Genomic DNA, 410 nt, shown 5'->3' with positions numbered 1-410 from the left:
CACACTGACTGCGGAGCTCGTGCGGCGGCAGGTGGTCCGATTCGCTCGCAATAGCGACGAACAACGTGAAGTCCGGGTCATGGTCAAGCCATGACACCTCAAATCCCAGGGCTGCCAACTGCCTGACACCCTCAACAAATGGGACCGTGCCATCCGCGAGGCTCCGAGCGGCGTTCGCAACTGCCTTGCGCGCCGCGCGGAGATGGCTTTCGTCAAGCATGCTCACCTCGCTCCTTTTCACATGTTTACTATCATTCAACCCCGCTCTCCGAAGGTCGGCTCTTGGCCGGCTTGAGACGGTCGAGTTCGTCACTTGACCATCCGGAAGCTCGTGCTTCCAAGCCACGCGCGAAGTCCTTCGGGGTCGAGGACGGAGAAACAGGAAATGTGGCCCGCGGCTGTCTGATATG

Annotated in this window: 1 pseudogene; it reads right to left on the bottom strand. The window is 60.2% G+C overall.

From position 1 onward, the window contains the following. A pseudogene (locus IB278_RS34025) lies at positions 1–220 on the bottom strand (hypothetical protein); the annotation flags it as partial. Positions 221–410 lie beyond the last annotated feature (190 nt).

This window comes from Variovorax sp. VRV01 (assembly GCF_014852545.1).
In the GTDB taxonomy this organism is placed as follows: Bacteria; Pseudomonadota; Gammaproteobacteria; order Burkholderiales; family Burkholderiaceae_C; genus Variovorax; species Variovorax beijingensis_A.
The sequence above is the reverse complement of the archived record's forward strand: the minus strand, read 5'-3'. Positions and strand labels throughout refer to the sequence as shown.